The organism is Hoeflea sp. YIM 152468 (genome assembly GCF_029210485.1).
In the GTDB taxonomy this organism is placed as follows: domain Bacteria; phylum Pseudomonadota; class Alphaproteobacteria; order Rhizobiales; family Rhizobiaceae; genus Hoeflea.
Map to the genome: position 1 here is coordinate 22,993 of NZ_JARGET010000011.1, position 26,171 is coordinate 49,163.

The window sequence follows — 26,171 nt, forward strand, 5'->3', positions numbered from 1 at the left end:
GATGAAGACTTGCATCTACTGCGGTAGAGAGAAAAAAGAGTTTGAATTTGATCGGCCTGAACACATTTGGCCTCAGGCGATTGGAGTCTCTAACTCGCCTAAAATTTTCGTAACGAATGATGTATGTGGATACTGCAATAATAAATGTGGACTCCATGTGGATGGAGCCTTTCTGAAGGGCTATTTCTCACACCAAGAAAGGTCCAGGCATCATCATGCCTTTCTAAATCCCGATAAACCGGCGGCTTTCCCGTTGTTTTACCTTGGAGTTGAGACGGACTTCCCTTGCCAAGATGATGAGCAGTGCGATCGGTATGCTGGGGCCGCTGGTGAGCATATTCGCCACGTTCGCAGGAAGACCGATGAGGATTGGTGGGCTTATGTTGGCGGAGACCCAAAAAGGCAAAGTCGCCGTGGGCGTATCTATGTGAACCTGACAGCTGATCATCCCTATTGGGTGATTACCGCGGCTCTCTCTGTTCGGAAAATATTCCCAAAATGTCACAGGGTCTGCCTTACAGACATCGTGGGTGACATGGATTTCACTCCTTTCTGGGAAAGCCGGGATGGAGTCGTCGCTCAAAGTCACCCGAATGAGGTTCGCCATATTCTGGATGAAGTGGGGACGGTAAGCCTACGCGCTGCAATACAGGTGGACTTTACTAGTCGGTTCTTATGTAAGGTAGCTTTAGGCTTAGGGTGCCAAATTCTCGGAATAAATTTCTTGGAATCGGAAGCTGCAAAACGATTTAGAGAAGTACTCTGGAAAAAAGATTACACAGAGCGCTCGAAATCGTCGATCCGAGGTACTGGTTTTTCTCTTGGTGTTAACGGGAATTTTGCCAAAGTTGCGGCAGTCGATGATTGTTGGACATTGTTGATCAACGTAGTCAACGGCTGCCTGTCGCTTACCATATTCCACCCATCGGGAAATTTCTCAAGCCTGCCCATTAGTGATGATCCGGAATTGATCTCCAAAGCTGATCAGAGTTTCATAAATGGCGCTGTATTCGTTGTGTGTCCTGCGTTAAATTTCTTCAGCGATGCGATACCGTCAACGAAATTCTTATTATGGAAACAGGGTTTTCTCCAGTTGCCTGAATTGGATCGAGTGGTCTCTTTAAGGATCTCCTTAGATGACCTCCCACCCAAAATGGCGAAAGACGATCCTGCTCTGACTTTAGAATTGGGCAATACATGACCATCAGCAAAATCCTCATCGCCAACCGGGGCGAAATCGCCTGCCGGATTATCCGCACGGCGCGGACACTGGGCATTGCCACGGTGGCGGTCTATTCCGAGGCTGATACACAGGCGCTGCATGTCGAGATGGCAGACGAGGCGGTGCTGATCGGACCGGCGCCGGCGAGCGAAAGCTATCTCAGGATCGATGCCATTCTTGAGGCGGCCAGGCGCACCGGGGCGGATGCGGTCCATCCCGGCTACGGATTTTTGTCGGAGAATCCCGACTTCGTCGATCAGGTCGTCAAAGCCGGGCTGATCTTCATCGGGCCATCGGCTTCGGCCATCCGGGCCATGGGCCTGAAAGATGCGGCCAAGACGTTGATGGAGAAGGCAAACGTGCCGGTTGTGCCGGGCTATCATGGCGAGGCGCAGGAGCTGGTGGTGCTGGCCGGCAAGGCCAACGAGATCGGGTTTCCGGTGCTGATCAAGGCGCGCGCCGGCGGCGGCGGCAAGGGCATGCGCAAGGTCGACAATCAGCTCGACTTTCCCGCGGCCTTGTCCTCGGCGCGGCGCGAGGCCAAGGCCGCGTTCGGTGATGACCGGGTGCTGGTGGAGAAATATGTCGCCACGCCACGGCATATCGAGATTCAGGTGTTTGGCGACAGCCACGGCAATGTGGTGCATCTTTTCGAACGCGATTGTTCGGCGCAGCGGCGGCACCAGAAGGTGATCGAGGAAGCGCCTGCGCCGGACATGCCCGAGGACATGCGCGCAGCGATGGGAGCTGCGGCGGTGCAGGCCGCCAAAGCGATCAGTTATTCGGGCGCCGGCACGGTGGAGTTCATTGTTGACGCCAGCGACGGGCTGAAGGCAGACCGGTTCTGGTTCATGGAAATGAACACGCGGCTTCAGGTCGAGCATCCGGTCACCGAACTGATCACCGGGCTTGATCTGGTCGAATGGCAGATCCGCGTGGCCGGCGGCGAGCCCTTGCCGCTCAGCCAGGATGAGCTGTCGATCAGCGGTCATGCGGTGGAAGCCCGGATTTATGCCGAGGATGCGGAAAAGGGCTTTCTGCCCGCGGCCGGGCGTCTGGCGCATCTGCGGTTTCCCGACGGCGACATCAGAGTTGATGCCGGGGTGCGTGCGGGCGACGAGATAAGCCCGTTCTATGATCCGATCATCGCCAAGGTGATTGCCCACGGCAAGACCAGGTCGGAGGCGCTTTCCAGGCTTGCCGGAGCGCTGGGCCGCACCGAGGTTGCCGGAACAGTGACCAACACGGCTTTTCTGGCCAGGCTCTGTCGTGATGCGGATTTTGCCGCCGGACGTCTCGACACTGGACTGATTGACCGCAACATCGTCAGCCTGACAGCAGGTGAGGCCGCTCCGGAGCATGTCACGGGCCTGGCGGCCCTTGCCGCCTCCGGCATGATCCCGGATCACAGAACTGACGCGGATGTGGCAAGCGCGATCGGCCCCTTTGAAATCTGGGGCCTGCCCAAGCGGCGGGTACAACTCGAGATAGACGGCAAAGCGACGGCGTTTCTGGTTGAACGTAGCGGCCCTGATGGCTGGCGGGTTTTCGGGCCGGGATTTGAGGCTGCTGGATTGGATATGGAGGCGGTTTCTGCCCGTGGGGCAGACTGGTCGTTGCGCAGTGGCGGGATCTCACGCAAATGCCGGCTGATCCAGAGTGAGGATGAAGTCGCGGTGTTTCACGAAGGTTTGACCCACCGGTTCGGCAAGCCGCAGGGCAAGCGCACGGCCGATCTGGCTGCCGGCGGCGATCAGGTCGTCTCGATGATGCCCGGCATCGTCAAACAGGTGCTGGTGACCCAGGGACAGGATGTCAAATCGGGCGAAGCGATGGTTGTCATGGAAGCCATGAAAATGGAGATGACACTCTCAGCGCCGCGCGATGGTGTGGTTGCCGAGGTATTGGTGACGGCTGGCATGCAGGTGGGCGATGGCGTGAGCCTTGTGCGGCTTGAAGCCGAAGTGAAGGCCGCCTGATAGGGCAGGTCTTGCTCTTGGCTTGAATAGGCGCGATGGAAATTGGGCGGCGAACAGTTGAAGCTGCCGCAGAAACCTCCACATTCAGACTTATACAATTGGCTAGCAGGACAGGAATTTCAATGACCGAGACCCCCGAAGCCGTTCTGGAATTCTGGTTCACTGAGCTGACGCCCAAGGACTGGTTTGTCAAAAGCGAGTCTGTCGATCACCGTATCACGGAGCGCTTCGCCAACCTGCATCTGGCTCTGTCACGCAATATCAGTGAAGAGTGGCGGGCGACGCCGGAGGCGCGGCTGGCGCTGGTGATCGTCTTTGATCAGTTCCCGCGCAACATCTACCGGGGGTCGCCGATGGCTTTCGCCACCGATGGTCTTGCACTGAAAGAGGCCAAGGCGGCGCTGGCGGTTGGTGCGGACAAGTCTGTCGCCGAAGACCGGCGGATCTTTTTCTACATGCCGTTCGAGCATGCCGAAGATCTCGGCGCGCAAGAGCGTAGCGTGGCACTGTTTGAAGCGCTGGGCCATGAAACCTATCTGGATTATGCGCGCCGGCACCATGATGTCATTGCCCAATATGGCAGGTTCCCGCATCGCAACCCGATTCTCGGGCGGACCTCAACGGCTGAGGAAAAGGCCTATCTTTCCGAGCCGGGCGCCGGATTCTAGACACCGGAAGCAGGTCCGTCCAACAGCGAATGCAGCACGGGTGAATATGACGGGTGTGGGCAACGTTTGTGTTGCTCCACCAGCCTGCTAAGGATGAATGACGATTTCGAACCGGACAGGATATTCATGCGTTTTGATTGGCTGATGGCAGCAATGCTGGCTGGGGCAGTGGTTACGGGATCGGTCGGCGGCGCTCGCTCCCAGACAACGGCTCCTGTCGTGGCGCCATCTGTTGAGACGCGGGTTCAGCCAGCACCGGCCAACACGGCGGCACCGGCCGATCAGGTTGCGGCGCCTCTTTCTGCATCCGAGATGGGTGTCTCGCCGGTCATCACCGAGGCTGAAAAGAAACTGGAAGCTGCGGAAGCCGCCTTTGCGAGACTGACCAAGCGGGTCGACCAAACCACCGACAATGACAACGCTCTGGTCGACCTCAAGCTGGAGGTTGGCGCACTGGCCAGAAGCATGCTCGACATCGGGGTTTCCCTTCGGCCCCGGCTGACCGAGATCAAGGCGCGGATCGATCAGCTCGGGGCAGCACCTGCCGAAGGGGAGCCGGCGGAACCCGATGCGGTCGCTGCAGACCGCGCCCGTCTGGCCGAAGAGCGCGCCCTGATCAACACTTTGACCGGCCGGGCTGAAACAGTGTCGGTGCGGGCGAGCGAACTCGGTGACAGAATAACGGAGGCGCGCCGGGCGCTGTTTGCAAACACCCTGCTCAAACGCACCGAAATCGGCCCGTCGCTGCTGTTGGAGGCGGTCGCGGCAGCCGGAAACGAATGGAGCGATCTCAAGCGCACATACAGCTCCTGGCTGAAATTTGTCTGGACCTTCAAGCGCGACGCCCTTCTGGGGACCGCATTTTTCGCGATTGTGGCGGCGCTGGTTTTCATCGCCGGTGCCTACCGGTTGTTCGGCGGGCTGTTCGAGCGCGATCCGGAGGATGAGGATCCGCCCTATACCAGCCGGCTGTCCACCGCGTTCTGGTCGATTGTGATTCCAACCCTGGCGATGACCGCTCTCGGCATGACGGTTTTCGGATTGATGCAGAGTTTTTCAATCCTGCGCACCGATGTCACTCCGGTGGTTCAGAGCGTGATTGCGTTGCTGGTGGCCATCTATTTCATCAGCAAACTGGCGCGCGCGATCCTTGCACCGGCCACGCCGGCCTGGCGCCTGGTCAATCTGTGCAATAGCGGCGCGCAGATGTTGTTGCCGCTGGTCGTGGCGTTGATCATCGTCAATGGCCTGGATTATGTGCTGGGAGTTGTCAGTCAGACGCTGGGCTCGCCGGTTGTGCTGACCGTCAGCAAAGGATTCTTTGCCGTCGTGATCATGGCGTTGATCCTGATCGTGATGTCGCGGGTCAAGCCGATGATGTCCAGATCCGGCGACCCGGCCGATCCCGGTGAACCATGGCCGCGGGTGATATCGGTAACGTTGCTGTTGGCAGGCCTGGGCCTGCTGGCTACCGCGATGCTTGGGTATGTTGGCTTGGCGCGGTTTGCAGCGACGCAGATCATTGTCACAGGCGCGATCCTGACGACGATGTATATCGGTTATCTGTCCAGCAAGGCGATATCCGAACCGGGCGTTTTTGCGCAGACCGCGATCGGGCGGCGGATCGAGGACCGGTTCGAACTGGGCCATGTCTCCCTCGACCAGTCCGGTTTGGGCGCTGGCCTGCTGATCAATCTGCTGGTGTTGCTGCTCGGCGTTCCGCTGATTCTGCTGCAATGGGGTTTTCAGGTTCAGGACATCCAGCTGTGGTTTTACCGCTTGATGACGGAAATCCGTATTGGCGGCATCACCATCTCGCTTGTCGGCATCCTTTTCGGAGTGGTGCTGTTTTTGCTGGGGCTGCTGGTCACCCGCTGGTTTCAGGGCTGGCTTGACGGCAGCGTGATGGCGCGTGGCCGGATGGATACCGGGGTCCGCAACTCGATCAAGACCGGTGTCGGCTATATCGGCGTTGCAGTGGCCGGCTTGATCGGCATATCGGCCGCAGGCATAGATCTTTCAAGCCTGGCGCTGGTCGCCGGTGCGTTGTCGCTCGGCATCGGCTTTGGTCTGCAGAATATTGTCAGCAATTTCGTGTCCGGCCTGATCCTGCTGGCCGAACGGCCATTCAAGGTCGGCGACTGGGTGGTGACCGGCTCGACTGAAGGCTTTGTGAAGAAGATATCAGTGCGCGCCACAGAGATCGAAACCTTTACCCGCCAGTCGATCATCGTGCCGAATTCCGAGCTGATCAATGCGCCGGTTGGCAACTGGACCCATCGCAACTCGCTGGGGCGCATCGAAGTGGCGGTCGGCGTGAGTTACGAGGCGGATCCGCGCAAGGTGATCGAGATCCTGAGCGAAATTGTGCGCGACCATGAAATGGTTCTGAGCTTTCCCGAACCGGCGGTGCACTTTGTCGGCTTCGGCGATTCCTCTCTCGATTTCGAAGTGAGGGCGCATCTGGCGGATGTGTTGAGCGGTCTCTCGGTGCGGACCGAGTTGCGGTTGCGCATTTTCGAGCGGTTCAAGGCAGAAGGCATTGAAATTCCATTCCCGCAGCGCGATTTGAACATCAAGCTGGGCTCCGAGGAGGAGCCGCTGGCAGCGCTGCGTGAGAAAACCGTCGGCACCAAGACCACGCTGGCGCAAGCCTCAGGCAAAGATGCTGCCGATCAGGCCGGGACGACATCCAGCGGACACGCTGTGCCGTCAAAATCGGCGCAGGATTCGATGGATGAGGGCAACGGGTCCGAGGGTGACGACAGATGATGCGCCGCCGTTCAGACTGCATTCAGTTTGCAGATGCTACTCAACCACGCATACCGGGCCCGAGTTGGCCCGACATTGTTGCAACATGGAGCGGCGAGCCAAGCGCCGAAAATCGATGAAAATCACTGTTTTTGCATTCGCGATGAGTTCGATCATGGTTGCTGGCGCACATGCAGCCAGTGTGACCAACACGGATCCGGGCGCCCAGATCCTGATTGTCACCGAAGGCAGCGGCAAGATCGAATTGGTTGTGGAAGCCGGCGCCACAGTCAGTTTCTGCCCCGCGGGGTGTTTTATCACCATGCCGTCGGGCGACCGGGAAACGCTGAATGGAAGTGAAAGCATCGACATCATCAATGGCGCTGCGGTGATCAAGTAACGCCTTCTCAATGCTGTTTTTGAGGCCGCGGCTGTCCATGACGCCGCGGCCTTTTCACGTCTGGTCTGCAGTTGTTTGCTCGGTTGAGGGCCTGTGGATTCAAGCGCGCAGCACAGTGGATGAATTTGACGCAGGCTCCGTGTTGGCGCCCTGTATTGGCTCGGGCAGACAGTCGAAAGCATGGTTGGCCGGTTGGTGCAGTGTCGGCAGAGAAACAAAGTGAGGAACTGCTCCTTGCGGCGGCAACCGATGTGCCTGGATATGAAATCACCTGCGGCGCTGTCGTGGTCGTGCAGCATGGTGATAATGTCGTAGACAGGCACTGGTTTTGAGATCACAGATCCTAAATTCTGCGCCAGGCACAATCAGGGTGGACACAATGGCAGGATTTCCGGAACGGGCAAAAGTCGTCATCATTGGAGTGGGTGGTATTGTTGGCGCCTCCATCGCGCATCATCTGATTGAGCGCGGATGGGACGACCTTGTTGGAATCGACAAGTCCGGCGTGCCGACCGACATCGGGTCGACAGCGCATGCGTCGGACTTTTGCTACACCACATCGCATGACTATCTGTCCGTCTGGGCGACGCAATACTCGATCGATTTCTTCGAGAAAATGGGCCATTACGCCCGCGTCGGCGGCCTGGAGATTGCGCGCACCGGCGACGATGCATGGATGGAGGAAATCAAGCGCAAGACGTCCTCCGGCAAGGCCTTTGGCACGCGGGCGAGCCTGATCGGCCCGGCGGAGGTGAAGGCAAAATTTCCGCTGGTCGATGAAGAGATGGTTGCCGGGGCCTTGTGGGATCCCGATGCCGGCCTCGTCATTCCGCGCTCCCAGACGGTTGCCGGCAAGCTCGTCGATACGGCCGAGAAGGCCGGTAAACTGAAAGTCTTTGCCAACACATCCGCCCAGTCGCTGATCGTCGAGGGCGGCCGGATCAAGGGTGTCGTTACCCATCGCGGCACCATCATGGCCGATCATGTGGTCGTCTGTGCCGGTATCTGGGGCCGGTTGATCGCCGAAATGGCCGGCGAAGACCTGCCGGTCATGCCGGTCGACCATCCGTTGACGTTTTTCGGGCCATACACCGAGTTCGAAGGCACCGGCAAGGATATCGGCTGGCCGCTGATGCGCGACCAGGGCAATTCGGCCTATATGCGCGACACCGGAGATCCGAAGACCGCCGAGGGCGGTCAGATCGAGTGGGGCTATTACGAAACTGACGCGCCGCGGCTGTGTCATCCGCGCGATATTCTCGAGAAGAACGAAGCGCGGCTGTCTCCCTCGCAGCGCGACCTGGAGATGGAACAGATCATCGAGCCGCTCGAGCGTGCCATGGAGCTGACGCCCGTTCTCGGAGAGCTGGGCTACAATGAAGGTCACTCCTTCAACGGCCTGTTGCAGGTGTCGGCCGCCGGGGGGCCCTCCTGCGGCGAAAGCCAGAAGGTGCGTGGTCTCTGGTATTGCGTCGCAATCTGGGTCAAGGACGCGCCCGGTTACGGCAAGCTGATCGCCGACTGGATGACCGATGGCCGCACCGAGATCGACCACAACGCGATCGACTATGCGCGCTTCTATCCGCATCAGATGACCGGGGAGTTCATCGAGAACCGCTGCCATGAAGCGGCGCAGAAGGTCTATTATCCGGCCATCCATCCGCGCGAGCCCTATGCCAAGAGCCGCGGCATCAAGCGCTCGCCGTTCTACGAGCGCGAGGTCGAGCTTGGCGGTCACTTCATGGAACTGGGTGGCTGGGAGCGGGCGCACGGCTATGCCGCCAACGACCACCTGCTTGCAAAGTTCGGCGACCGCATTCCGGTGCGTCACAACGAGTGGGATACCCGCCATTTCTGGCGTGTTTCGAATGCCGAACATCTGCAACTTTCCGAAGATTGCGGCATCATCAACCTGTCGCATTTCCACATGGTCGACATCGAAGGGCCCGATCATGTTGCTCTGATGGAGTGGCTGTGCGCAGCCAGGATCGGGGGCGATGGCAATATCGGCAAGGGCATCTACACCCATTTCCTCGATGACGAGGGCATGGTCCGGGCCGACTTCACCCTCATTCGCATGGCCGATCGCTGCCGCCTGATCAACGGAGCCGACGCCGGGCCGCGCGATTTCCACTACATGCGCCGCATGGCCGAGGACAAAGGCTTTGCCGTCACCATCACCGATGTCACCGAATCCTACACCACCATCGGCATCTGGGGGCCGAATGCCCGCGATACCCTGAAGAAGGTCGTTGCCGATCCGGCTGGTCTTGATGTCGAAAACTTTGCCTTTGCCGCCATCAAGCCGATCGAGATCGCCGGCAAGACGGTGTCTGCTTTCCGGCTCTCCTATGTCGGTGAGCAGGGGTGGGAATTGCACATGAAATTCGAGGACGGGCTGGCTGTCTGGGATGCGCTGCGATCAACCGGGGTCACGCCGGTGGGGGTCGAAACCTACGCAAACTCCCGCCGCATGGAAAAGAGCCTGCGGCTGCAGAACGCCGATCTTCTGACCCAGTACAATCTGATCGAAGCCGATCTGGCCCGCCCGAAGGTCAAGGAAGCCGATTTCCGCGGCAAGGCCAAACACCTGGAATACAAGGCGCGCGCGCATCAACCGGCCATGCTGTGCACCCTGGTGATGACAGAGAATGTCGATGCCAGGGGTGTCGCCCGCTATCCCGTCGGCATTATGCCGGTGATAGATCCGAAGACGGGCAAGACGCTTGTCGACGAACTGGACCGCATTTCCTACACCACATCAGTCGCCTACGGTCCGACCATCGGCAAGAACATCGCGCTCGCCTATCTGCCCTGGGAGTATTGCCAGGTGGGGCGCAAGCTCAATGTCGAGTATTTCAGCGAGGTGTTTCCGGTCGAAGTGGCAGCAGTCGGCTACACGCCGCTCTACGACCCGGAGAATTTGAAGCCGCGCAGCTGATCTAAGGCAACCACCGACAGGCCACGCAGCGCCAGCGGAGCTTGCCCATCTGCCGATAACCGAGGTGGCAGCCCCGAACACCGCCGGCCGGTCCGGTGCCGGACTGAACCTGCCGATACCAAGATTCAGTTTCGAGCTTCCATTTCGTCATGTTAAAATGAGACATGACGGGATGGATCAAGGCACTTTTGACAACTGCTGTCATGCTTGCGTTCATTCCCGGGGCGCAGGCACAGGAGCCCGTCGACGTTGCCCTGGTTCTCGCAATTGACGTCTCGCGCTCAATGTCGCCGCGGGAACTGGCAATTCAGCGTGAGGGCTATGCGGCAGCACTCAACCATCCAGATGTGGTGCGGGCCATCGCCCAGGGCGCCTATGGCCGCATTGCGGTGACCATGTTCGAGTGGGCGGGTGAAACCTCGATCCGAGAGGTGTTTGACTGGACGCTGGTGGAGACCTCTGCTGATGCTGACGGCGTGTCTGCGATCGTCGGGAATTCCCAGCCTCTGGGCCAACGTCGCACATCGATCTCCGGGGCCATCCTGCACGCGCTAAAACGTTTGGAGGCCGCGCCGGTCGAGGGATTCAGGAAGGTTATCGACATCTCCGGCGATGGCCCCAACAACCAGGGCCAGCCGGTGCTTGAGGCGCGGCAGAGCGCCTTGGCAAAGCGGATCGTGATCAACGGCTTGCCGATGATGACCAGTGACGGGTTGGGCAGCAGCTTCAATATTGCCGACCTTGATGACTATTATTTCAACTGTGTGATCGGGGGACCAGGCAGCTTTCTGGTTCCGGTGCGCAGTTGGGACCAGTTTCCCGAAGCGATCCGTCGCAAGCTTGTACTGGAGATCGGCGGTCTTCCGATTGCGCCGCAGATGATTGTCCCGGCCCAGGCGCCGGCATCCAGCCCGCTGCGGCTGTCCAGTGAGCCTTACGATTGCCTGATCGGGGAAAAGATCTGGAATCAGCGGCAATGGATGTTTGATGACGGGTAATGGCTGAAAATGGAGGGGGTCGATACCCGGCGCTGAGAATTGCCGGTCGGATTTACCGCGGACTGGCTAAACTGTGACATCAGACATTCAGATGGGCGGCGTGTCAGGTTGCTGCCCCGACTGCATCGCTGGGTTGCGATATTAACCAAAACTCAATGCGCAGATGATTAGCCTCGGCCGAAGGGAAGGGGTGCGTTAATGTTCATTGGACTTTCTGGAATGCAATATTCCGGTGGATCACTTGCTGAGCACCGCATTGTTGTGGCCGAGGATTCGAATGTCTTCACCTCGATGATCGGCCAAAAGCTCAAACAGTGTTTTGACATCGACATTGAAATCTGCAGCACCTTTGAAGAGCTGCAACTGGCTTTCGATTACGGTGATCGCCCGATCACGCTGGCGATCTCGAACATCAATCTGCCGGGCGCCGAAAATGGCGAAGCGCTGGGCTATCTCGCCGGACTCTCGATCCCGATCATAGTCTTCACCGGAACCTTCCATGAGAAGACACGCGAAGGCATTCTGGCGCGCGACATCGTCGATTATGTCATCAAGGACAGCATCCTTGCCATTGATATGCTTGCTGAATCGGTCTGCCGGTTCCTGACCAATCATCGCCACCATGTGCTCATCGTTGATGACAGCCCGACCGCGCGCGCACTTTTGCGCAGTCGGCTCGAACGGTTCAATTTTCAGGTCAGCGCCACGGAAAGCGGCGCAGAGGCGCTCGATATCCTGAAAGGCGCGCCCGAAATTGGCCTGGTGATCACGGACTATAACATGCCTGACATGGATGGCTTTGAGCTGACACGGCGCCTGCGCTCGGTGCGCGGCAGTCATGAGCTGCGGATCATCGGTGTGTCGTCTTCCGACAATCGCCTCCTGTCCGCGCGCTTTCTCAAGGCCGGGGGCAACGATTTCATGCTGCGCCCCTATGTGGACGAGGAATTCTACTGCAGGGTCAATCAGAACCTGGATACGCTTGACCAGATCAAATCCGCCCGCCGGATGATCGCCCGCCGTGGTGAGGCGAAGGTCGCGTAGTGTGCCTGAAGCTGTTTTGTGCCCGGTTGACCGGCCTGTTGCTTGAATGGAGTTGCTGTCGTGTCTGAAGTTTCTGTGGAATCTGAAATGCAGTCCGGTGCGCCAACGGCAGATGAGCGGCTTCGCGTCCTGCTGGTGGAAGATTCGCGGATGTTCACCTCGGCGCTCAAATTCCGCTTCGAGACCGACCTCGGGGTTGACGTCGTCACCTGCGGTTCGCTTGCGGAGATGAAACAGGCGGCAGCTGATGCCGATCACGGTTTCTTTGTTGCGGTTACCGATCTCAACCTTCCCGATTCACCGCATTGCGAGGCGCTGGACTATGCGCTCGAGATCGATCTTCCCACGATCGTCTTTACCGGAAAATTCGACTTCAACACGCGCGCCAGCATCTTGAAGAAGAACGTGCTCGACTATGTCATCAAGGACACCGACAGGGCATTTGACGAAATCGTCACGGCGGTGGAGCGGATCATCTCCAATCGCGACTACCGTATCCTGGTGGTTGACGACAGCAAGACCCAGCGCAGCATTCTTTCGGCCATGTTGCTGGCGCAGAAATTCGACATCGTTGAGGCGTCTTCGGGGCAACAGGCGCTTGAAGCCGTTGCGGCTTATCCGGATATCAAGCTGGTTCTGACCGACTATCACATGGGCGACATGGACGGGTATCAATTGACCCGCAAACTGCGCCGTCACTATTCCGATGATGTGCTGCGCATCATCGGCATTTCAAACTCAAACGACCCCGATCTTTCTGCGAGTTTCCTCAAGGCAGGCGCCAGCGATTTTCTTTACCGCCCTTTCGTGCAGGAGGAGTTTCAGTGCCGCATCGCCCAGAACATTGGGGTTCTGGTCAAGATGGAGGCGTTGAGAAAAGCCGCCATCCAACTGCCGATCGCCGCCCTGGCCTGACAAACGCCCGTCAGCGTGGTGTCCGCACACACGGGCACCACCGCTTGAGCGTCGGCGCAGCATGGCAAGCGCTTGCTCTCAGGCCGCAGTGAGATACTGTTTGCGCTCTGCGCGCTCCTGTTGGGGGGAGCGGTTGTACAGTTCGCGATAACATTTGGAAAAGTGCGACGCAGACACGAAACCGCAGGCAACCGCGACTTCGACAACCGGCATCGGCGACTGGATCAGCAGATGCCGGGCCCGGTCGAGGCGGATTTCCAGATAGTAGCGCGCAGGCGAGCGCCCCATTTCCTGGCGGAACAGACGCTCGATCTGCCGTCGCGACAGGCCGGCATCGTCGGCTATCTCGATCAGCGACAACGGTTCAGACAGGTTTGCCTCCATCAACTCGATAATCGACAACACCTTGCCGTTCTGAACGCCGAGGCGGGCGCGCAGCGGCAAACGCTGGCGGTCATGCGCATTGCGGACACGGTCGGTCAATGCCATTTCACAGATCCGGTTGACCAGTGTCTCGTCATGATCGTCGCCGATCAGGCTCAACATCATGTCGAGCGCTGCGGTACCGCCGGCGCAGGTGTGAATGGTGCCATCGATCTCATAGAGATCGGCAAAGACATTGGCCTTGGGAAAGGCTTCGGCAAATCCTGGCAGGTTCTCCCAGTGGATGGCGCAGCGTTTGCCCGAAAGAAGCCCCGCCATCGCCAGGATATGCGCGCCCGTGCACAAACCGCCAATGGCAATGCCGCGATTGTGTTGTTCGCGCAACCAGGCCAGGACGGATTTGTTGTTGAACCGTTCAACATTGCTGCCGGAACAGACGAACACCATGGTCGGGCGGTTTTCACCCGACAGACTGCGGCGCTCGTCGGCCAGCGATGTGTTGGCTGCAACTTGTACGCCATTTGACGCTGTAACCGGCTGTCCATCATGCGACGTCAAGCGCCATTTGTAGTGGTCGATGCCAAGCATCCGATTGGCCAGCCGCAAGGGCTCGATCGCCATGGAGAAAGCGATCATGGAAAAATCCGGAACCATGAAAAATACGAATGAACGCTTGTTTTTGCCAAGAGTCGGCATGCCCGATTCCTTTTGCACGCCCCCGAAAGGCCCATGTCGCGATCAGGCCATAAAATTACTGATTTGTCACTGGTATGACAGTGATATTTTTATGCTTGCGACATGGGCCTGCTGGTCCTTACAGCATCGGGCAGGCATCCCCCCGGTTGCCGCTGATCGCGGGTGGGGAATGGTCCTTGATCGCCGGCCAGCCGATGTCTTTCTGCAATTCGGCGGGCAAGCGAAATAGCGCGCTCTCCATTGCGATCCGGCGGCGCGTGGTGCGCCATTGGCGGGCGTAGCGGACAACTTGAGAAAATCCAAACATGGGTGTGTCTCCTGTTCTGACTGTTGTCCAGACTGGCTGGATTGACATCACCATCGCTCTGATGCATCGTTCAAGCAATCGAATTGAATTGACCTCAACGATCAATGGAATTGAACGAGATGAACGTACCCGTCAATCACCCGCTGCTGATGCTGGATCCAGATGTTCTGCGCAGTTTTGTTGCCATTGCCGAGACCGGCAGCTTTACGGCAGCGGCAGCGCGGATCTACAGGACGCCATCGGCTGTCTCGATGCAGATCAAGCGGCTTGAAGAGCAATTGGGGGTTTCGGTGTTCTTGCGCGATGCGCGCAAGGTGTCGCTGACCCACGACGGCGAAGTGCTGCTGGGCTACGCGCGGCGGCTGATCGCGCTGAACCGCGAAGCCATGTCCCGCTTTGTTTCGGCCGATGTGTCCGGCGTCGTCAGGATTGGATCTCCCTCGGATTATGGCGAGACGGTGTTGCCAAGCGTGCTCAAGCTGTTTGCCCAATCGCATCCTTCGGTGGCTGTCGATGTGGTGATCGACGTGTCCTCCAATCTGACCAAACGCTTCGCCTTGGGCCACATTGACATCGCCCTGGTCAGTTGCGCCAGGGACGATCAGCCCGGGGACGGCGAGGTGGTGATGCGTGACGACATCGTCTGGGCCGGCGCCAAGGGTGGCCAGGCGCATTTGCTTGATCCCTTGCCGGTTTCGATGTGGGAGGAGGGCTGCATCTGGCGCGAACATGCGCTTTCGGCACTGGAGAAAGTCGGCAGGTCCTATCGCGTGGCGTTCATGACATCCCACTCCGCCGGGCAGCGTGCGGCGATTTTGTCGGATCTGGCGGTTGCCCCGATGGGCCGGAGTTTTCTGCGCAATGATGTACAGATCCTTGACGAGGATTGTGGTCTCCCATCGCCCGGCGCCTACCAATTGCTGCTGAAGGTGGCGGCTGACCCGTCGCCGCAGGTGGCTGCGTTCAGCGATCATTTCCGCGCCGGCTTCGAGCGGTTCAACCAGACCGGCTCGTTTGATCTTTGACCCCTGATGCCTGCGGCAGAAGCATGGTGAATAGGATCTGAACCGGTCGTTCAGCAGCGGCACAGGTGGCGCAATGTAGATTTCAGACTTCGGCGCGTTCCACACCGCGCCACGAGAGGGAGAGAGATCATGAAACCGTCAAGTTGCATCATTGTGGCCTTTGCTGCCGCCACCGTCGCATCCGGCCCTGTTCCTGCCCAATCATCGGCGTTCACCACCGGCACGATCATCGCGATCGCGCCCGATGATGCGCTCAACATCCGCAAATGGCCCGCGGCCTATTCGAAAATCATTGATGCCTATGGGCTCAATGAAGCGATCAGCCTGACCGGGCGCTGCAAGAACATCGTCACCAATGTCTCGTTCCGGATTGATGATTACGGCAGCGTCAACTGGAAATACAGCCAAATGAAAAAGGCGTCTGTCTGGTGTCAGGTGATGACCGATGATGCCCAACTTGGCTGGGCGCGCGGCAAATATATCTGGCCGCAGTAACAGCGCCTGCCTCAGACGCCGCGCGTTGACGCCAAGCGGGATTTGTGCCGGCTTCGCGCCATTGCCAGATGCACAAGGATTGCCGCGCCGTAGCAGATGATCAGAAGAAGCGGCAGTCCGACGGCCACGCTCGTGGAAGTGACGGCGAGCAGCGCCGGGGTGCCCAGGGCATTGCCGAGATTGCCGGTCTGGGCAATGCCGCCATTGGCCAGCGCCCGGTCTGCCACCGATGCGTTGAGCTGCGGCACTGCAGCGAAACTGGCGCCCTGAACCAGGCCGAGGCAGGCGAAGAGCGCAATCAGCAGCCAGGGGCTGGGGCCTGAGAGCAACACCGCCAGCACCAGCCCAATGGCAAGTGTGAAGCCGGTGGTGATGACGCCGACCGCCGATAGGCGCTTGAGCAGAAAGGTGCCCAGCGTCATGGACGAGGCGATGCTGGCAAGCGGCATGGCAGCGGCGACGAAGGCGCGCTGCGCTGGGTCGACCATCGAGGGCAGAATGGCGAGCATTGCGACAAAAGTGAGCGTATAGAACAGCCAGCCCAGTGCGGGTGCGGCGATGAAGGGTGAGGTGTACACCGTCAGATGGCGGCGAAGGATATCGCCAAGGCTGGGCCAGGGCGGCGCATCACGCCGGTCCGCATCGGGTAACAGCATGGCCAGGAGGGCCGCAAAGGCTGCCATGTAGCCTGCGTGAAGTGCTGCCATCCCGGCCAGCCCGAACCTGGCCAGGATCGCCGGTGCTGCAAGAGCAATGCAGGCAAAAGCGACGCTGAAATAGGTGCCCCACAGGCTCAACGCCAAGCCCTGCTGCCGTGGGCTGGTCAGTTGCGCGATCAGGGTCGGGGCCGAGACAACGATGGCCAGATGCGACAGACCTTCAAGCAGACGGCTTGCCAGCATCCATTCGAAACCGGGCAGGGTTGCCTGCCAGGCCGAAATTGCTGCGCCGAGACACAGCCCGGACAGCAGCAGACGGCGCATGCCAACCTGGATGGCGATGACGCCGGCAACCAGTCCGAGCACCAATCCGATCACCGAAATCAGCGAAACGAGATAGCCCGATGCCGGTCCGAACTGGCCGTAATGGGCCTGGAGTTCAGGAAAAATCACCACGATCTTGGCAAATTGCGCCGCAGCCCCAAGCCCGGCCGCCCACAAGGCCAGGACCAAGAACAGCGGTGATCGGATCATGGAACGCATCACCAACGCCGTAGACGCAACTTCGATTCGGGTAAAGGCTGAAGCGCCTGGAGATCGAATTGCCGAAACTTGCGATCGTCAGGGGCCGGCTTCTCCACAGCAGGTGTCAGCTTGCTGGATCGGCGGGCAGGGGACAGTTCCATAGGAGCAATAGACGCAGCAATCACCCGGTTTCGGTTTGAGCTGCGCGCCGCAGCCGTTGCACTCATAAAACCATTGGCATGCGTCGGTCGGCATTGTCTCCAGTTCGCGGTGGCCACACAACGGACAGGTGATTTGCGATTGGAGACGTGTCATGCCGCCCGGCGCCTCCAGAGCGCGTAGATGGTCAGCAGAAGGAATGCCGCGAGGGCCGGCAGCAGGACCAGATCAAGATAGCCGACGGCGGCTGAGAGGCCAATGACGCCGAACAGGATCACAAGTACAGGGGTGAAACAACACAGGGCTGATATCACTGTGCCGAATATGCCGATGCGAAGCAGGGTCTGATGGGTCATGCAGTCTCTCCCTGCTGCATAATAGGAACGCAGCAGGGCGAAATCATCTCACGTCTTCGAGATCGCCATGTTAGCGGAGGGCCGGGACAGGAGGGATCAACTGCGGTTACGCCGTCCACCGCGCCGTCGGGCTGCGCCGGGCTCAATGCCGTCGGCCTTGTCGGTGTCCATCGAGCGCGGGGGCAGTGTGACCACTTCCGCAAGCCTGGGGAACGGGTCCGCCTTGTTCGGGAAAGCCATGGCGTTGACAAAATGCTCCTGGAATTTCGATTCCAGTGCAGTTTCGATCTTCTCGATGCGTTTGACTGTCAATTCAATCTCGCGGCGGTGATCGCGGTTGAGCAGCGCCATGCGGGCCCCGGTTCCTGCCGCGTTGCCGACCGCCTTGACGTGAGCGAGGTCGCAATCGGGAACAAGCCCGAGCACAAGCGCATATTTGGGGTCGATGAACGAGCCAAAGGCGCCGGCGAGACCGATGCGGTCGACATGATCGATGCCCTGCTTGTCCATCAGCAGCTTCACGCCGGCATATAGCGCCGCCTTGGCCAGTTGAATGGCGCGGACATCGGTTTGCGACACCATCAGCCTTGGCTCTCCATCCTTGAGCAAATAGGAGAAGGTGCGACCGGTGTTGATGATGCGCGGACTTTGTGCGGCCAGATCGCCGTTGATCACTCCATCCTCGGTGATGATGCCGGCAAGATACATTTCGGCGATGATTTCAATGATCCCGGAGCCGCAGACGCCGTTGACGCCGACTTTCTGGGCCTGCTCTTCGAAGCCGGGCTCGTCGGACCAGGGCTCGATGCCGATGACCCGGTAGCGCGGTTCGAAGGTGACGGGATCAATGCGGATGCGCTCAATGGCGCCGGGTGCGGCGCGCTGGCCGCAGGAAATCTCGGCGCCCTCGAAAGCCGGGCCTGTGGGAGAGGAGGCAGCCACCGTCCGGGTGGCATTGCCGAGCACGATTTCGGCGTTGGTGCCGACATCGACCAGGAGCATCATCTCGTCCTGGCGATGCGGGCCCTCGGTCAGGGTCGCGGCGGCTGCGTCGGCGCCAACATGACCGGCGATGCAGGGGATCATGTAGATCCGGGCGCCGGGGTTGAGCGGAAGGTCGATCTCGGAGGACTTGATGTTGACCGCACCAGAGACAGCCAGCGCAAAGGGCGCGCCACCGAGCTCGGTCGGATCGATGCCAAGGAACAAATGATGCATGATCGGATTGCCGACAAAGACCGCGTCGAGAATGTCGGTGCGCTCGATCTCGCCTTGCTGGCAGACTTTGTCGATCAAGCCGTTGAGCGCCTCACGCACGGCTTTGGTCATGGCCTCGCGGCCATCGGGGTTCATCATCACATAGGAGACGCGGCTCATCAGATCCTCGCCGAAGCGGATCTGCGGGTTGGATGTTCCCGATGACGCCAGTGTGCGGCCTGACAGCAGCGAGGACAGATGCATGGCAATGGTCGTGGAGCCGATATCACAGGCGATGCCGTAGGCCTCGTTCTTGAGGCCGGGATAGAGGGCTACGAGCGTGGCCGGCTCACCCTGGAACGGTTCATGGATGACAGCGGTGACTTTCCAGTCGCCGGTTCGCAGGATCTTCTGCACTTGGCCGAGCAGGTAGGTGTCGACCTGGAGGGATTTGTATCCCCAATCAGCCTCGATCTCGAGCAGCAGCCGGTCGAGATCGCCGAGCGGCTTGTGCATGTCGGGTTCTTCGAGTTCGACATAGCACAGCTGGATTGCCGGGTTGCGTTCGATGACGCGACCGTCGGAATCCTTGCGCACCACCTGAGCATTGACCACAGCGTCCTGCGGAATATCGATCACCAGGTCGCCAAGGATCTTGGCCGAGCAGGACAGCCTGCGGCCTTCCTTGAGGTCACGTTTTTCGGCGTAGCGCACTTCGTTGCCGCCGAATGGCGAGATATGCGCGTTGGACGAGGTGATTCCGTGTTTGGCGAAGACGCCTTCCTGCACATCGACCTGGCAGCGCCCGCAAATGCCGCGTCCGCCGCAGACGCTTTCGACATGCACGCCCAATTGGCGAGCGGCATCAAGCACAGGGGTGTCCGTGGGAAAGCGGCCACGCTTTCCCGATGGCATGAACAGAACGAGGTGGTCGGTCATGGCTGGTTTATGCTCCCCCGGACCGCGCAGCGCGTCCGCCACGGCGGCGTCCGCCATCGGCTGCGGCGGACGACGATTGCGCCGTAGGCGCTGATCCGGCGACATGCGGCTGGTAGTCCTTGTAGGTCTTGATCCAGTTGGTGCAATTGGGGTCGGTTCCGTTGAGCACATTGGCGGCGCGCACGGCTTCCATTTCCTGCGGACGACATGGATTCATGATGGCGCTGGTCATGCCGGCACCAATCACCATCGGGATGAAACCGGTGTTGATGCCGTGGCGATGCGGCAGACCAAACGAAACGTTGGACAGGCCGCAGGTCGTGTTGACCTTGAGTTCATTGCGAAGCCGATGAAGCAGCGCAAACACCTGGCGGCCGGCGTCGCCAAGCGCGCCGATCGGCATCACCAGCGGGTCGACGACGATGTCACAGGCCTTGATGCCATGATCCATGGCGCGTTCGACAATCTTCTTGGCAACGGCGAAGCGGACATCGGGATCCATCGAGATGCCGGTCTCGTCGTTGGAAATCGCCACCACAGGTACGTCATACTTCTTGCACAGCGGCAGAATGGCTTCGAGTTTTTCTTCCTCGCCGGTGACCGAATTGACCAGCGGGCGGCCCTTGGCGATCTTCAGGGCGGCCTCGATGGCCGCGGTCACCGAGCTGTCGATGGACAACGGCACGTCAACCAGTCCCTGGACAATCTCCATGGTCTGGACCAGCAGCCCCGGCTCGGTCTCGTTCGGATTGACCGAGGTTACGCCCGCATTGACGTCGAGCATGGTGGCGCCGGCGGCGACCTGCTCCAGCGCATCCTTGATAACCGTGTCGAAATTGCCTGCAATCATTTCTGCCGCGAGCTTCTTGCGCCCCGTCGGGTTGATGCGTTCGCCGATCACACAGAATGGCTGATCAAAGCCGATGATGATTTCTCTGGTGGCGGAGGCGACGATGGTGCGTGTCATGAGCGATCCCTGTGGTGAAGACATAAAGATTTGTTTATGTCGTTATAGAGTTTAGGCGAACGATGCAAGCCTTCCGGCTTAGTCAGAGACTTCTGGTTCCCCTGCGGCACCGGCCATTTCATGCGGCAATTGCTTCGGTTCCTCAAGGATTTCCTCCATGCGGGCAGCAACCATTTCGTCAACCGGATTGGACTCCCTGCGCCATGGCCGCCGCCCCTTGAGCACGCCGGAATCGTGCACGATCTCGGCAACGAACTCTTCCTGACGATAGGCCATGACGTGAATGCCGGATATGCCTTCGATTTCCTTGACCTCATTGATGATGTCGATGCAAAGCTTCTTGCCTTCGGCTTTTTGGTCTTCCGCGCCTTCCAGGCGCTTGATGATATCGTCGGGAATGTGAACACCGGGAACATTCGTCCGCATCCATTTGGCGGTTCGAGCCGAGGCCAGAGGCCCGACTCCGCACATGATGAAGCATTCCTTGTCGAGCCCCATGTCGCGCACCTGCTGCATGTAGTTGCGAAGCATCGGAATGTCGTAGCAATACTGGCTCTGAACAAATTGTGCCCCGGCCGCGATTTTCTTGGCCAGCCGGTGCGGCCGGAAATCATGCGGTGGCGCGAACGGGTTGATCGCAGCGCCCAGGAAGACGGTGGGCGGGCTGGTCAGTTTACGGCCAGACAGGAATTTGGAGTTGTCGCGCATGATCCGGATGGTTTCAAGCAACGACATGCTGTCGAGATCAAACACCGGCTTTGCGCCGGGCTGGTCACCAGCCTGAACCCCGTCGCCGGTCAGGCACAGGATGTTTTGCACACCCATGGCGGATGCGCCGAGCACATCGCCCTGAATGGCGATCCGGTTCTTGTCGCGGCAGGAGATTTGAAGGATTGGGGCATAGCCCATCCGGGTCAAAAGCGCGCAAATGCCGACCGACGACATATGGGCGTTGGCGCCCGAGGCGTCGACCGCATTGATGCCGTCAACCCAGCCGTCAAAGATTGCCGCGCGTTCATACACGTCGTGCGGATTGGCGCTGTCGGGCGGGTTGAGCTCAGCGGTGACGGCGAACTCGCCACGGCGCAGAATCCGCTCCAGCCGTCCGAGCGAGGAATGTCCGGGCAAAGGCTCGAGAAGGGCGCTGGGATCGAGCGGATTGGAGTCCTGCTGGCTCATTGGGGGGCTCCCGGAGCGGCCGCGGCGGTGCGGTCTGCTGCCGCCGTTGCCGTCACCCGTAGCCAGGCCGAGGTTTCACGCAAGGACTGATCCACCGGTTTCTGCACGGTCAGAATGGCCTGATTTTCGACCATCTGTTGCGACCCGTTCCAGGCTTGCACCCAGACACAGGGCATGTCGGGCTCGACTTCGCAATTGCCATTGGCGCGAACGCCGCCGCAGGGGCCGTTGCGCAATTGCTTGGGGCAGTTCATGGGACAGGACATGCCGGTCGAGGACAGCACGCACTGGCCGCACATGCGGCAGTCAAACAGAAAGCCCTTGACGTGCTTCTCGATGAACTTGACCGGCCGTTCGGCACGGTCGTAACCAATAGCCTTCCAAACCGGGTGCAGGCGCAGAAAAAGATCTGCGAAACGGGCGTAGAACCACTCCAGTCCGCGCGAATGGCGGACCGCCCAGAGCCGGACAGCGAACCGCCGGGCATTGCGGCCGGTGGCCGAAACGCCCGAGGGTTTGTAGGCGGTGTTCTGGACCGCCTTCTTGTTGAGGCTTGCCTGCGTCGGTTTGGTCGGTTGGTCAGCCATGGCTCTCCCTGCCTCCGCCCTTGACCAACGCCACCAGGCGCTCCCGGTCGTAGGCTGTTTCCAGTTCCGCCGCTGCCTTGTCGGCCTCGGCTTCCAGATCGTCGGAGACTTCGACCGGGTCGGCGCGGCGCCAGTCGGCGAGATAATCATCGGTCTGGGCGGCACCGGTGCGCATCGCGCACATATCGATCGCCTCGGTGAATCTGAGGCTCAGTTCTCGCTTGGCCGAGGCCCGTCCCTTTTTGATGATCACCTGAGCTGGAATGTCACGCCAGTAGACGATAATGCAGTTGGCCATAGAGGTCTCCTTGAGAGTTACAATGCGCATGGGGATTTTCAGCCGCTTCGCTCACGACGACGCGCGGCGCGTCAAAAGCGACCTGAATGATGAAGCACGTATTTGGGTCGGCTTGCCGGGTCAAATCCGGGGGTGTGAAACCTACCAGTAGCCCTTGGATACACCGGTCCAAAGATAAGTCCATATTGGCGGGTGAAACCGCTGGACGGAGGCAAGCTGGCTGGTTTGCGGTGCGAGGTTTCCCGCCAACGCATCCTCGACCGCCTTTATCACCATGCCACGGGATGCTGCCGCCATGGCCAGAGAATCAGTCAGCAAGGTGTCGCGTGGGTGCGGTTTGAGAAATGTCTGGTAGAGCGTGTCACCGGTATCGACCCCGGCGTCGACAAGATGCACGGTGGTTCCGTAATTCTCATGATCGCCGGTGGCGCGGGCCCACCAGCCGCCGGCCAGGCCGCGGTATTTGGGATTGATGCCTGAATGATAGTTGAGCACCGGACAGGGAATGGCGGACAGGGTCGCTTTTGAGAGCATCCGGCAGCCGGCGAGGACTACGACATCCGGCCTTCGCGTTGAAATCAGCTGAAGGCAATCGCCGTCATTGGCAGAGGAGACCGGCGTGAGCGTCACTTCAGGCGCCACTTCGGTGCGGATGCCGCTGGTGGCGATGATCTCGTTGGTCCGGGCTTGGGCAAAGCGCTTGCCGAAACGGGAGATGAACATGGTGCCGAATTGGCCAGCGGTCTGCAACCAGCCGATCTTGCGGGCCCTGCGCTTGAGAAAAGTGGCTTTTGATTCCGGTTGCTCCAGCGCCACCTCAAGGCCGTCAAAACGCAATGCGAGCGCATTGATGATGGCCCAGGCATAGGGGCCGCCGGCGGTGATGACGAGTATCTTGTGAGCTTTGACCATGCCGCTTCCGTCTGGATGAGACCGGGACTGTAGCATGGCAGGGTTAAGAACCGGCTACAGCCGGCGCCCCGGTTCCGTCCCCAGCAAATCTTCGGGGAAAGCCAACCGCAGAGGCTCTCACGGTCTGACAAGCAGTCAGGCCAGAACAGACAGCGCGATCATTGGCCGGCAAAGCTGCGCACAGATCGAGGCTGTCGGGATCAGAATCTTCGCCAAGCAGCCCATTTGCCGGGTGTCGGTTGATGACGTCGGCCAAAAACACTAAAATCCGACAGGTTTCTCAACAAGAGGCGTTCACGCATTCGGTTGCGGAATATTTCGATATGTATGAAAAATCGCCTGTTGTCATCGCGTTCGGATTCTTGCTCGTTCTGGCGGGAACGGCATTGGGTCTTGGAAACACAACAGGAAGTTTTGTTAGTTTTCCCTTCGCCGGATTTGCTGTCGGGACGATTGGCGCGGTCATTTTTACTGGAGGTTTCGAGTGGAAAAGAAAATCCGGTTCCGAGGCCGTCGTGACAGACCCAATTACAATTGCGCAACAGCGTCAAAGACAGGCCGAGACCAGGATTGCGCTTGAAAGCGAGCTTCGAGGCTGCGTGGCCCGAATTTGGATTGGGGTCATTCTATTCGCCACGGGCGTCATATTCGTGATCTGGTTCGATTTCTTCGTATCATTGCTGTCTCTGGGGGCCATTCGAGGAAGCTCCGACTTATTCTGGCTTGAACTGTTGTTGCTTGTCTTGTTCCTGCTTTGCCTGAATGACGTGAAACAGACAGTCTCGCGCTGGCTGACCGTTAAGCGTCACCTCGAAGTCCTTCAAACCGAAGACAATGTCTGACGCAGACGCGCAATCGCGGTCGCGGTGGAGTAAGGCGGGGGCGACGCATGTGAGGTGCCACAGGAAGCCACGTGCGCGAGGCAGGCCTTGGCGGTGGATCAGAACAGGCGCGACAGCAAGGCGCCGGTGGCGGTGACCACCAGCGTGGCAATGGCAATCGAGATGATGCCGAACAGGCAACCAAGTGCCAGACAGTTTCCGTCCCGCTCGGTATGCGCGACGCCGAGGATGGCAACCGCAAAAGCCGGCAGCCAGTTGCCGAAGGGAATTGGCAGCACGCAGGTGACGGCAAGGATCAGCGCAAAAATGCCAAACAGCCGTTCGCGGATCGCGCCGTCAAGCGGCCAGTTGCGCGGGCGCACCCAGGTTTCCGCGCTGCGCAGCCAGGGCGAAACCCGTGCGACCATGCGCAGGAATGTGGCCCGTTCCATGGTGTAATCGGCAAGCGCCCGGGGCAGCCAGACCTTCTGGTAGCCAATGACCATCTGCCAGGCGACAAAAACCATCGGCAGGCCCAGAACCATGGTGGCGCCCGGTGGCAGCGGAATGAGATTTGGCAAGGCGAACACCAGCAGAAAGGCACCGAAGGAGCGATCGTCAAGCGCATTGGCAATTTCGCGCATGCTGATGCGTTCGCCTGACTCGCGGGCCAGGCGCTCGAGCAGCTCCGACAGCTTTTCAGGAGCGCGCTTTGTGCCGGCGTTGACGGTAGGAACGGATGCGATGGCGGACTGGTGACTCACTGCGGGTACCCTGAATGACAAGCTCATTCCATCTAAGCACGGATTGCTTAAAAAATATGGCAATGGCTGTCTCATTTCTTGAAGACAGGACAATAATCTTCATGGGTACATTTTTGGCTTGTACAGGCTCACCCGGTTCGCGCGATCAGAGCGGCGCCAGCGCCTGTTTCAGATCACCATAGCCGGTATCGCGCCGCTCGAAGCGCAAGCCGAGTCGTTGCGCGGCAGCGCGGGCCTTTGCGTCAAGCTCGGGGTCGTCGGTCTGGGCCAGATACAGTGCCCGGTCGTAATGGCCGAAATAGGTGTCGCGCAACTCTGGATACCGGTCGAGACCAAGCGGGCGAACAAGAAAAGCCTCGAAATGGCGGGCCAGAAAATCGGTGATGAAAAAAGTCGTCATCATCTCGTCGCCGGCCGCCTCAAAGGCCTGATTGCCGATGTAAAATGAAAAGCAGTGCGGGCCGGCGATCCGTTCGACGCCATGCGCCTGGCAGACCTTGTCGAGATCGCCGCCGGTGCCGCAATCTGCATAGCCGATGAAAATGTGTTCGAAACCTTCTTCGCGGGCCGCGCGGATGGCACGGTCAACGGCGGGTGCAATGCGATCCGGGTAGTGATGAAAATTCGCGTCGATGCACTTCAAATCGACATGGTCGTGACCAAGCTGCCGGGTGACGGCCAAAACTTCACGGCCAATCATGCCGCAGGCGATGACCCGCACGGTTTTTCTGGCGTAGCCGGCCGCATCCGGGTGCTTTGCCATCAGTTTGCCTTTCGTCTCCGCTACATGCCTTATTGCAACAGCCGCTACGGCTGCACCCAATTCGGAGTTCAGTTGACCATGACACATTTCAAGATTGCAACCCTGTTCATTATCGCCCTCACGCTTGCCTCCTGCGCCAACACGATACGCGGCGTTGGAAAGGACGTGAAGGAATCAGTTGTTGCAGTCGGCGATGCTGTGACCGGCTAGCCGGACGGCA

At 59.4% G+C, this 26,171-nt stretch carries 26 protein-coding genes; 13 read left to right on the forward strand and 13 right to left on the reverse strand.

All coding sequences use genetic code 11. The features are described 5' to 3' along the window. Position 1 precedes the first annotated feature (1 nt). The 9 genes from PZ897_RS05280 (at position 2) to PZ897_RS05320 (ending at position 12,918) form a co-directional block, all read left to right on the forward strand. Complete coding sequence (locus PZ897_RS05280) at positions 2 to 1,201, forward strand: HNH endonuclease (RefSeq protein WP_275750559.1); 1,200 nt, start codon at positions 2 to 4, stop codon at positions 1,199 to 1,201. Beyond that, entirely contained in the window at positions 1,198 to 3,201 is a 2,004-nt protein-coding gene (locus tag PZ897_RS05285; RefSeq protein WP_275750561.1) for an acetyl/propionyl/methylcrotonyl-CoA carboxylase subunit alpha, read from the forward strand. The genes PZ897_RS05280 and PZ897_RS05285 overlap by 4 nt, the downstream gene beginning before the upstream one ends. 122 nt (positions 3,202 to 3,323) lie before the next feature. After that, positions 3,324 to 3,869 carry a DUF924 family protein gene (locus PZ897_RS05290; protein WP_275750562.1) on the forward strand — a complete coding sequence of 182 codons (546 nt, stop codon included), beginning with the start codon at positions 3,324 to 3,326 and terminating at the stop codon, positions 3,867 to 3,869. A 126-nt stretch (positions 3,870 to 3,995) separates the two neighbouring features. Continuing rightward, positions 3,996 to 6,641 (forward strand): mechanosensitive ion channel family protein, encoded by a 2,646-nt coding sequence (locus PZ897_RS05295; RefSeq protein WP_275750563.1) that lies wholly within the window; start codon positions 3,996 to 3,998, stop codon positions 6,639 to 6,641. A gap of 115 nt (positions 6,642 to 6,756) precedes the next feature. Then, positions 6,757 to 7,020 (forward strand): hypothetical protein, encoded by a 264-nt coding sequence (locus PZ897_RS05300; RefSeq protein WP_275750565.1) that lies wholly within the window; start codon positions 6,757 to 6,759, stop codon positions 7,018 to 7,020. A 379-nt stretch (positions 7,021 to 7,399) separates the two neighbouring features. Further along, positions 7,400 to 9,961 (forward strand): FAD-dependent oxidoreductase, encoded by a 2,562-nt coding sequence (locus PZ897_RS05305; protein WP_275750566.1) that lies wholly within the window; start codon positions 7,400 to 7,402, stop codon positions 9,959 to 9,961. 164 nt (positions 9,962 to 10,125) lie between these two features. Further along, positions 10,126 to 10,959, forward strand: a complete 834-nt coding sequence (locus PZ897_RS05310) for a DUF1194 domain-containing protein (protein ID WP_275750568.1) — start codon at positions 10,126 to 10,128, stop codon at positions 10,957 to 10,959. Between the two features lie 198 nt (positions 10,960 to 11,157). After that, entirely contained in the window at positions 11,158 to 12,003 is an 846-nt protein-coding gene (locus PZ897_RS05315; RefSeq protein ID WP_275750570.1) for a response regulator, read from the forward strand. A gap of 60 nt (positions 12,004 to 12,063) precedes the next feature. After that, on the forward strand, positions 12,064 to 12,918 hold the full coding sequence (locus PZ897_RS05320) for a response regulator (RefSeq protein ID WP_275750572.1): 855 nt from the start codon (positions 12,064 to 12,066) through the stop codon (positions 12,916 to 12,918). A 78-nt stretch (positions 12,919 to 12,996) separates the two neighbouring features. On the opposite strand, the gene PZ897_RS05325 is transcribed toward PZ897_RS05320, so the two are convergent. Next, entirely contained in the window at positions 12,997 to 13,998 is a 1,002-nt protein-coding gene (locus PZ897_RS05325) for a GlxA family transcriptional regulator (protein ID WP_275750574.1), read from the reverse strand. 118 nt (positions 13,999 to 14,116) lie between these two features. Continuing rightward, a complete protein-coding gene (locus PZ897_RS05330; protein WP_275750576.1) occupies positions 14,117 to 14,305 on the reverse strand; it encodes a hypothetical protein in 189 nt (62 codons plus the stop codon). A 119-nt stretch (positions 14,306 to 14,424) separates the two neighbouring features. Between PZ897_RS05330 and PZ897_RS05335 the strand changes: the two genes are divergently transcribed. Then, complete coding sequence (locus PZ897_RS05335; protein ID WP_275750577.1) at positions 14,425 to 15,330, forward strand: LysR family transcriptional regulator; 906 nt, start codon at positions 14,425 to 14,427, stop codon at positions 15,328 to 15,330. Positions 15,331 to 15,459: 129 nt separating this feature from the next. Then, positions 15,460 to 15,825 carry a hypothetical protein gene (locus tag PZ897_RS05340; RefSeq protein ID WP_275750578.1) on the forward strand — a complete coding sequence of 122 codons (366 nt, stop codon included), beginning with the start codon at positions 15,460 to 15,462 and terminating at the stop codon, positions 15,823 to 15,825. 11 nt (positions 15,826 to 15,836) lie between these two features. Here PZ897_RS05340 and PZ897_RS05345 read toward each other — a convergent pair whose 3' ends face one another. From PZ897_RS05345 to PZ897_RS05385, 9 genes are all read right to left on the reverse strand, one after another. Beyond that, complete coding sequence (locus PZ897_RS05345; RefSeq protein ID WP_275750579.1) at positions 15,837 to 17,018, reverse strand: MFS transporter; 1,182 nt, start codon at positions 17,016 to 17,018, stop codon at positions 15,837 to 15,839. An 87-nt stretch (positions 17,019 to 17,105) separates the two neighbouring features. Next, positions 17,106 to 17,324, reverse strand: a complete 219-nt coding sequence (locus PZ897_RS05350) for a GDCCVxC domain-containing (seleno)protein (RefSeq protein ID WP_275750581.1) — start codon at positions 17,322 to 17,324, stop codon at positions 17,106 to 17,108. Next, on the reverse strand, positions 17,321 to 17,524 hold the full coding sequence (gene merF, locus PZ897_RS05355; RefSeq protein WP_275750583.1) for a mercury resistance system transport protein MerF: 204 nt from the start codon (positions 17,522 to 17,524) through the stop codon (positions 17,321 to 17,323). Before merF ends, PZ897_RS05350 begins: the two co-directional genes overlap by 4 nt. 96 nt (positions 17,525 to 17,620) lie before the next feature. Next, positions 17,621 to 19,660 (reverse strand): ASKHA domain-containing protein, encoded by a 2,040-nt coding sequence (locus tag PZ897_RS05360; RefSeq protein ID WP_275750585.1) that lies wholly within the window; start codon positions 19,658 to 19,660, stop codon positions 17,621 to 17,623. 7 nt (positions 19,661 to 19,667) lie between these two features. After that, on the reverse strand, positions 19,668 to 20,627 hold the full coding sequence (locus tag PZ897_RS05365) for a methyltetrahydrofolate cobalamin methyltransferase (RefSeq protein WP_275750587.1): 960 nt from the start codon (positions 20,625 to 20,627) through the stop codon (positions 19,668 to 19,670). 78 nt (positions 20,628 to 20,705) lie between these two features. Continuing rightward, complete coding sequence (locus PZ897_RS05370) at positions 20,706 to 21,806, reverse strand: methylenetetrahydrofolate reductase (protein WP_275750589.1); 1,101 nt, start codon at positions 21,804 to 21,806, stop codon at positions 20,706 to 20,708. Beyond that, complete coding sequence (locus PZ897_RS05375; RefSeq protein ID WP_275750591.1) at positions 21,803 to 22,393, reverse strand: methylenetetrahydrofolate reductase C-terminal domain-containing protein; 591 nt, start codon at positions 22,391 to 22,393, stop codon at positions 21,803 to 21,805. Before PZ897_RS05375 ends, PZ897_RS05370 begins: the two co-directional genes overlap by 4 nt. Beyond that, positions 22,386 to 22,691, reverse strand: coding sequence for a virulence factor (locus PZ897_RS05380; RefSeq protein ID WP_275750593.1), 306 nt, complete (start codon positions 22,689 to 22,691; stop codon positions 22,386 to 22,388). Before PZ897_RS05380 ends, PZ897_RS05375 begins: the two co-directional genes overlap by 8 nt. Before the next feature lie 141 nt (positions 22,692 to 22,832). Beyond that, complete coding sequence (locus tag PZ897_RS05385) at positions 22,833 to 23,603, reverse strand: formyl transferase (RefSeq protein WP_275750595.1); 771 nt, start codon at positions 23,601 to 23,603, stop codon at positions 22,833 to 22,835. A gap of 242 nt (positions 23,604 to 23,845) precedes the next feature. Between PZ897_RS05385 and PZ897_RS05390 the strand changes: the two genes are divergently transcribed. Beyond that, entirely contained in the window at positions 23,846 to 24,445 is a 600-nt protein-coding gene (locus PZ897_RS05390) for a hypothetical protein (RefSeq protein WP_275750597.1), read from the forward strand. Between the two features lie 98 nt (positions 24,446 to 24,543). Here PZ897_RS05390 and PZ897_RS05395 read toward each other — a convergent pair whose 3' ends face one another. Beyond that, on the reverse strand, positions 24,544 to 25,188 hold the full coding sequence (locus PZ897_RS05395) for an exopolysaccharide biosynthesis protein (RefSeq protein WP_275750599.1): 645 nt from the start codon (positions 25,186 to 25,188) through the stop codon (positions 24,544 to 24,546). A gap of 145 nt (positions 25,189 to 25,333) precedes the next feature. Further along, complete coding sequence (locus tag PZ897_RS05400; RefSeq protein WP_275750601.1) at positions 25,334 to 25,951, reverse strand: DUF1638 domain-containing protein; 618 nt, start codon at positions 25,949 to 25,951, stop codon at positions 25,334 to 25,336. Positions 25,952 to 26,029: 78 nt separating this feature from the next. Between PZ897_RS05400 and PZ897_RS05405 the strand changes: the two genes are divergently transcribed. After that, on the forward strand, positions 26,030 to 26,161 hold the full coding sequence (locus PZ897_RS05405; RefSeq protein ID WP_275750603.1) for an EncA/B family entericidin: 132 nt from the start codon (positions 26,030 to 26,032) through the stop codon (positions 26,159 to 26,161). The last annotated feature ends 10 nt before the right edge of the window (positions 26,162 to 26,171 follow it).